Annotated in this window: 2 protein-coding genes; both read right to left on the reverse strand. The window is 51.9% G+C overall.

The genetic code is table 11. The features are described from left to right. Positions 1–51: 51 nt before the first annotated feature. The gene (locus tag PHI12_13395; protein ID MDD5511788.1) at positions 52–474 is read right to left on the reverse strand and encodes a hypothetical protein; all 423 of its coding nucleotides are present in this window, start codon (positions 472–474) and stop codon (positions 52–54) included. A 9-nt stretch (positions 475–483) separates the two neighbouring features. Further along, complete coding sequence (locus PHI12_13400; protein ID MDD5511789.1) at positions 484–750, reverse strand: hypothetical protein; 267 nt, start codon at positions 748–750, stop codon at positions 484–486. Positions 751–832: the final 82 nt, after the last annotated feature.

Here is an 832-nt window from a genome sequence, read left to right on the forward strand (position 1 = left end):
AATCGGCTGTTCTGGATTGTACCTCGGCATTTTACACCCCCTTAATACTTATCAGTTAAGGTCTAAAGCGATGACCGCGTCCTCGGCCTTCATTTTCTCTAACTCGGACTTTAGTTTTTTGTTCTCAGCCTCGGCGTCCGCGTCCACTTCACCATTGTCGTCGTCGATGACGACGACCTGAAGATGTGCCGGCCCGTATACTTCATTGACCACGCCGCCGGAGACGCAGACATATATCTTTTTGACAGGGTAGAATATTCCTACTCCAACGCCAGCATAAATCGAGCTTCGACGGAAGTTATCAGTCCATCTCTGTGAGCACGTATTACAAGTCATGCTTTGACTAGCTATTTCGCCGTCAACCTCAATAGAGCCACCTTCTATTTGGTCACTTTCGCACCACGGGCAATTTGCACCACCGCCCTCAATATAAGCTCCAACTTGCTCCGATGTTAGACCGCGCTGTTTTCGCATGATACCCCCTTATTTATGTTTATATAGGGCGTTAATCGCGCCCTGAAGGTCGTTCACGGCGCTTTCCATCACCCTTATAGCCTCTGCTATCTGTACGTCGTCGGCAGCGTCGGCGTCGAAGGTCTCCGCTATCTCGACGTGCATGAACCACTGGAGCGAGTCGCCTGGATGCCACTCTGACGGCTCGCCTGTATCGTGGTTATAGTAATCCCCTGTCATGCCATCGCCGCCCGCATAGCCGTCGGCGGCTATCTTCTGAAGCTCCGCAAGTTTCACTTTGCACCCCCTTCGTCCATATCCTCGTCCTCTATGTACGGGTAGAACTCCATCTCGGTCATGAGCTTGAGGCGGTCGCAGA

The sequence above is a fragment of the Dehalococcoidales bacterium genome (assembly GCA_028716225.1).
In the GTDB taxonomy this organism is placed as follows: domain Bacteria; phylum Chloroflexota; class Dehalococcoidia; order Dehalococcoidales; family UBA5760; genus UBA5760.

Excerpts from the sequence above, each read along its gene's own strand:
- PHI12_13395 (MDD5511788.1), bottom strand. The coding sequence starts at position 474 with ATGCGAAAACAGCGCGGTCTAACATCGGAGCAAGTTGGAGCTTATATT.